Here is a 4228-nt window from a genome sequence, read left to right as displayed (position 1 = left end):
TGGGTCCGGTTGCGGGGGCGTGAGCCGCATGGATGCGGCGACCGAGCTTACATGGACGTACTTGCAGCGTCCCCCGCAATTGGACCCACCCCGCCATCCCGCAGGAAACCAGCTGTTGCTGTCGCTCCAGCTGTTGCGGTTGCCGGCCAGCGGCCGGCACTACCGTGGGTGCCGGGTGCCGGGTGCCGGGTGCCGGCTGCGGCCCGGCTCAGGCGCCGAAGCGTTCGTCGTCCATTGCCATCAGCGGTGCGGCACCCGCCTGGATGGCGGCGGCGTGGCTGAGCGTGCGCGGCAGCACGCGGGCGAAGTAGAAACGTGCGGTCTCGCGCTTGCCCTGGGCGAATGCTGCACCGTGTGCGCTGGCATCGGCGGCGGCAACGCTGCGGGCCCACCAGTAGGCCAGCACCACATAACCCGAATAGAACAGGTAGTCGTAGCTGGCTGCGCCCAGTTCGTCCGGATTGGCGGCCGAACGCTGCAGCACGTCCATCGTCAGCTTGCCCCATTCGGCGGCCTTGGCGCGCAGCGGGCCGATGAACTCGGCCAGGCTCTCGTTGCCTTCATTCGCCTTGGCGAACGCCTCGATCTCGGCCAGCATCAGCTTCAGGCCAGCGCCCTGGCTGGACGCGGTTTTGCGGCCGATCAGGTCCAGCGCCTGGATGCCGGTGGTGCCTTCATACAGCGTGGTGATGCGCGCATCGCGGGCCAGCTGTTCCATGCCGTGTTCGCGGATGTAGCCATGGCCGCCGAAGCACTGCAGGGCGTTGTAGGTGTTCTCGATGCCCCATTCGGTCTGGCAGGCCTTGGAGATCGGTGTCAGGAAGCTCACAAGGGTGTCAGCGCGCTCGCGTTCACCGGCATCTTCCGCATGGTGGGCGACGTCGATCAGGGTGGCAGCGTGCAGCGCCAGCAGGCGGCTGCCTTCCACCAGCGACTTGATAGTCAGCAGCATGCGACGCACGTCCGGATGCACCAGGATCGGGTCGGCCGGCTTGTCCGGGAACTTGGCGCCGCTGAGCGAACGCGACTGCAGGCGCTCGCGGCTGTACTTCAGCGCGTTCTGGTAGGCGCGCTCGGACAGGCCGATGCCCTGCAGGCCGACACCCAGGCGAGCAGTGTTCATCATGGTGAACATCGCCTGCAGGCCCTTGTGCGGCTGTCCGACCAGGTAGCCCTGCGCGCCATCGAAATTCATCACGCAGGTGACCGAGCCCTTGATGCCCATCTTGTGCTCGATCGAGCCGCAGCGCAGCGCGTTGCGCTCACCGACGTTGCCGTCGCGGTCGACCTTGAACTTCGGGGTGACGAACAGCGAGATGCCCTTGGCGCCTGGGGGAGCATCGGGCAGCTTGGCCAGCACCAGATGCACGATGTTGCCGGTCAGGTCGTGCTCGCCGGCGGTGATGAAGATCTTGGTGCCGGTGATCGAATAGCTGCCATCGGCGTTCGGCTCGGCCTTGGTCTTGAGCAGGCCCAGGTCGGTGCCGCAATGCGGTTCGGTCAGGCACATGGTGCCGGTCCAGCGGCCCTCGATCAGCGGCTTCAGGAAGGCCTCGTGCTGCCAGGCTTCGCCGTGCTGCTTCAGCGCTTCGATGGCGCCGTGCGACAGCAGCGGGAAGTTGCCCCACGCCAGGTTGGCGGCGTTGATCATTTCATTGAGTGGCACGCCCAGCGTGTGCGGCAGGCCCTGGCCGCCCAGTTCCGGCGATGCGGTCAGGCCGGTCCAGCCGCCGTCGACGAACTGATCGTAGGCCTGCTTGAAGCCGGGCGGCGTGGTCACTTCGCCGCTGGCCTGGTCGAGCACGCAGCCGATCTCGTCGCCCACGCTGTTGAGCGGGGCCAGTACGCTGGCGCTGAAGCGGCCGGCTTCTTCCAGCACGGCATCGACGACATCGGCGGTGGCGTCGGTGAAGCCAAGACGGGCGAACAGCGGTTCGACCTTCAGCACATCGTGCAGGCCGAAACGAAGGTCGGAAAGCGGGGCGGTGTAGCTGCTCATCGGTGCGTCTCGATTTGATCAGTAACAGGGGGAGCGGCGCGATGCGTCGCGGCGGAAAGCGGAGATCAGCGCAGCACGCCCGGCAGGCCCGGGGCCTGGTTGAGCGTGCTGCGGCTGCTGATATCGAAGGTGCGTTGCTTCTTTTCCTGCGGAGTGGCCGACACCGTGCCCTTCAGCCCATAGGCGAGGGTGCGGTTGCTGGCAAGCGCGTCGGCGATCACCAGGCGTGCGGCCGGGCTGGGCTTGAAGTTCACGTTGATGACATCGGCGGAGACGCCGCCGATGGAGATGCCCGGCTTGGCTGACAGGGGGCCTGCTTCGGTGTCGCCGATGGTCAAGACCAGTGCGACATCGTCGAAGCTCATCGGCATCGAACTGTAGTTCTGCAGGCGCAGGGCGACAGTCCAGTCGCCATTGGCCTGCACGGTCAGCTGCTGCAGGCTCGCGGCCGGTTCCGAAACACGCTTGACGATGCCATCGCCGCAAGCGACCAGGGCCAGGGTGCACAGGACGATCAAGACGGTACGGAAGCGGTGGAGCATGGGCGCAGGTCCTCTGAGGGCAGTGCGTGGGATAAGCATACTACGGCGTATGGTGGAATGGAGCGCCTGCGGCGACCCGCCACAGAGGGTAGCGCGTGAAGATGCACGCGAGGCGTGCGTGATGCCGGATTGCGAGCGTGGCGTGCGCCGGTTGGACTGCGCCTCAATCGGCGGGGGTGTCGCGCAGGGGCGCCATCATGCGCAGCGGTGCGAGGTCGTAGCCCATCGCTTCGGCCTTTGCCTTGAGCCGGTCGAACAGGGTGCGGTCCATCTCCGGCAGGCGCGCGAGGATCCACAGATACTTGTGGCCGGGCTCACCGACCATCGCCCACTGGTAGTCCGGGTCCAGCGCGATCACCCAGTAGTCGGCCCAGACCAGGGGCACCCAGCTCAGCCAGTCGGGAACGAAGCGCACCTGCAGCTGGCCGGGCTGTCCCGCAACGGGCCGCGCCACGCCTTCGGCGACAACCCGCTCGCCATCCACCTTGCGGCAGGCATTGGTGACGCTGATGCGGCCATCGCGACGCAGCCCGTAGTTGGCAGTGATCTCGCCCACGCACTGCTTCTGGAACGACACCGGCAGGTGGGCGATCTCGTGCCACTGGCCGGCATAGCGATCGATGTCCAGTTCGCTCACGGCGCGCACGGGCTCGGCGGCGAGTGCCGATGCGGCGAAAAGCAGCAGGCAGGCGAGCAGGGCAGGGCGCAGGTGCATGGGGCGGCTCCGGGCAGGAGGATTGGAGCTTAGGCCAGCGGCGGCATTCCGGTGTAAAAGTTCCATGCGGCGCCGGATCGCGCCTGCCGCCGGCGGTCAGCTACAGGTCGAAGGCGCGTTGGCTGCGCTCGTCGCCATCGTAGGTAAGGGTACGTGTGTGCAACGTACCGTTGGACATGTCCCATCTGAAAGTGTCCATGCCGCCGCCGCCGGAGCCCTTCGAATGCAGGCGCACCACGCCACGGGTGAGGTTGTCGGTCAGCAGCAGCTGGGCCGAGCCATTGGCGTCCACGCGCAGCCCGGCGCGGTCGCGCCAACGGGCGTCCCCCATGCCCAGCGGGGCGTCCAGGGCGAGAGCAGTGCTGCCGTCTTCAAAGGTACTCAGGCCGCCGCGCTCGACACCGCTGCGGTCGAAGATGAGCAGGCCCGCGGCGCGGCTGCGTCGGTCGTCGTCGCCCGCATCCTGGCCGATCTGAACACGTACCACGCCGCGATCGTCCAGCACCTGCAGCCTTTGCGTGCTGATGCTGTCGGCATGCAGCGGGGCGTTCCGTTGCAGCAGCAGCCAGCCCGTCATGCCCGCGAGCACCAGAAGCAGCGTGGCCAATGCGGCAACCAGGTATTGCAGACGGCGCAGTGACTGCTGCAGGCGGGGCAGGGCCAGGGTGTCGTCCATGTCATCAGTGCTCCATGCAGTGAACCGTGGACGGTACTACAGTGCCTGCGACAATGAATGTGCCAAAAAAAAGACCTGCATTTCTGCAGGTCTTTGAACATGGTGGCCGAGGACGGAATCGAACCGCCGACACGGGGATTTTCAATCCCCTGCTCTACCAACTGAGCTACTCGGCCATGTAGAAAAAAAAGACCCGCATTTCTGCAGGTCTTCGAAAGTGGTGGCCGAGGACGGAATCGAACCGCCGACACGGGGATTTTCAATCCCCTGCTCTACCAACTGAGCTACTCGGCCAC

4 protein-coding genes and 2 tRNA genes are annotated in these 4228 nt (G+C 66.3%); all 6 read right to left on the bottom strand.

What is annotated here, in order from left to right; translation table 11 throughout:
- Nucleotides 1–208: 208 nt before the first annotated feature.
- A complete protein-coding gene (locus AC07UW_RS14645; RefSeq protein ID WP_191078734.1) occupies nucleotides 209–1999 on the bottom strand; it encodes an acyl-CoA dehydrogenase C-terminal domain-containing protein in 1791 nt (596 codons plus the stop codon).
- A gap of 65 nt (nucleotides 2000–2064) precedes the next feature.
- A complete protein-coding gene (locus AC07UW_RS14640) occupies nucleotides 2065–2541 on the bottom strand; it encodes an LEA/WHy family protein (protein ID WP_223495842.1) in 477 nt (158 codons plus the stop codon).
- A gap of 163 nt (nucleotides 2542–2704) precedes the next feature.
- Nucleotides 2705–3256 carry a lipocalin family protein gene (locus AC07UW_RS14635; RefSeq protein WP_223495840.1) on the bottom strand — a complete coding sequence of 184 codons (552 nt, stop codon included), beginning with the start codon at nucleotides 3254–3256 and terminating at the stop codon, nucleotides 2705–2707.
- Between the two features lie 100 nt (nucleotides 3257–3356).
- The gene (locus AC07UW_RS14630) at nucleotides 3357–3932 is read right to left on the bottom strand and encodes a hypothetical protein (protein WP_495212299.1); all 576 of its coding nucleotides are present in this window, start codon (nucleotides 3930–3932) and stop codon (nucleotides 3357–3359) included.
- 100 nt (nucleotides 3933–4032) lie between these two features.
- Nucleotides 4033–4108: transfer RNA gene (locus tag AC07UW_RS14625), tRNA-Phe, on the bottom strand.
- Between the two features lie 42 nt (nucleotides 4109–4150).
- Nucleotides 4151–4226: transfer RNA gene (locus AC07UW_RS14620), tRNA-Phe, on the bottom strand.
- Between the last annotated feature and the right edge of the window lie 2 nt (nucleotides 4227–4228).

The sequence above is a fragment of the Stenotrophomonas sp. GW821-FHT02D01 genome, from assembly GCF_059421765.1.
The sequence above is the reverse complement of the archived record's forward strand: the minus strand, read 5'-3'. Positions and strand labels throughout refer to the sequence as shown.

Bases quoted from the DNA above. Each gene is read 5' to 3' on its own strand.
- AC07UW_RS14645 (WP_191078734.1), bottom strand. From the start codon at position 1,999: ATGAGCAGCTACACCGCCCCGCTTTCCGACCTTCGTTTCGGCCTGCAC.
- AC07UW_RS14640 (WP_223495842.1), bottom strand. From the start codon at position 2,541: ATGCTCCACCGCTTCCGTACCGTCTTGATCGTCCTGTGCACCCTGGCC.
- AC07UW_RS14635 (WP_223495840.1), bottom strand. From the start codon at position 3,256: ATGCACCTGCGCCCTGCCCTGCTCGCCTGCCTGCTGCTTTTCGCCGCA.
- AC07UW_RS14630 (WP_495212299.1), bottom strand. From the start codon at position 3,932: ATGGACGACACCCTGGCCCTGCCCCGCCTGCAGCAGTCACTGCGCCGT.